Raw genomic sequence first — 1,292 nt, 5'->3', positions numbered from 1 at the left:
TGCGCCTTGCGCGTGGCAAGCCCCAGACCCCCCGCAAAGAAGGTCTTGGCCCGCATGGCCGGGGTCCAGTCCTCCTGCGCCAGTGCCTCGTCAAAAGGGGCGAGCAAGCCGGCGGCACCATCATAGGCCGCCATATGGCCCGGGTCACTGCGGGTGCCGTGCTGCAGCACCTTCACATGCGGAACCGAACAGATGCGGGCCAGTTGCGCCACCTCGGCGCTCACATCGGAGATCATCAGCGCGGGGGCGGCACTTTCGAACCATGCGGCCATCTGTGCCATGGCCGCCCGGATACCGGGCCAGCCCACCGGGGCGCAATGCAGCATATCGGGCGTGGCGATCGCGCCCATTCCACGCGGCTCATTTCCCGACGGCTCGAAGAGCGAAGGGATCTCGATCACCTCCACCCGTTTCGGGAGCCCTGTCAATATCTCGGGGCGCGCACAGAAAACGGCGAGCGGGCGGTCTTCGGGCAGGGCCTTGGCGATGGAGACGAAACGCTCCGCATGGCCCCGCCCCTGATGGTGGACGAAGTAGCCGATCGGGGCCTTGGTGGCTGTCGTGACGTGATCGCGCATCCCTATTCCGCCATCGTCCGCGCGACGGCGGATTGCGCCATGCCAAGCTGTTCGAGGCCTTCCAGAACACCCAGCGCATGGGGCGCCTTGCTGCGGTAAAGGCCGGGCCGGGTCAGGGAGGCGATTTCGTCGAAGGCGTTGGAGGGCACGATGGCGCGCCCGCATCTCGTCAGCATGTCGAGATCATTGCCGCTGTCACCGCAAGCGACGCAATCCGCGAGGTCGAGGCCGAATTCCCGGGCAACGAAGCGGATGGCGTTGGCCTTCCCGGCGGCGCGGGGCAGCACGTCGATGAACCTGCCGTGCGAGGCGACGACCCTCGCGGAAAGGCGATGCTCATAGAGCCGGTCGCGGATATTGTCCGCCTCCTCCGCGGTGCCCATGTAGCTGATCTTCCAGCGGCGCTGCTCATAGACAGGTTGCGGCTTCAGGTCCTGGGCGCGCAGTACGTCTTCGACTTCTGCGCGGTCCCATTCCTTGTCGAGCAATGCGGCGAATTTGGCGCAACGCTCGTATTGGCCGGGGGCAGAGCGGCGCCAGATCTCGCTGCCGACCGAGGTGATGAAAACCTCCGGTTCCGGCAGCGACCATTGTGCCAGAACGCGGCGGGCTTCGCTGATGCTGCGGCCCGTGGCTGCCAGATAGGCGATGCCCGCGTCCCTTTTCGCGACCCATGCTGCAAAGGTGGCGGCGCTGTCGCGACAGCCCGTGAGT

At 66.4% G+C, this 1,292-nt stretch carries 1 protein-coding gene and 1 pseudogene; both read right to left on the bottom strand.

Going from position 1 to position 1,292, the window contains the following annotated elements; translation table 11 throughout:
- Window positions 1-578, bottom strand: a pseudogene (locus A3764_RS16485) (hypothetical protein); the annotation flags it as partial.
- 2 nt (window positions 579-580) lie between these two features.
- Window positions 581-1,292, bottom strand: a 712-nt coding sequence (locus A3764_RS16480) for an HAD-IIB family hydrolase (protein ID WP_150122246.1), incomplete at its 5' end; no start/stop codon positions are given.

The organism is Sulfitobacter sp. HI0129 (assembly GCF_001635395.1).
GTDB lineage: Bacteria > Pseudomonadota > Alphaproteobacteria > Rhodobacterales > Rhodobacteraceae > Sulfitobacter.
The sequence above is the reverse complement of the archived record's forward strand: the minus strand, read 5'-3'. Positions and strand labels throughout refer to the sequence as shown.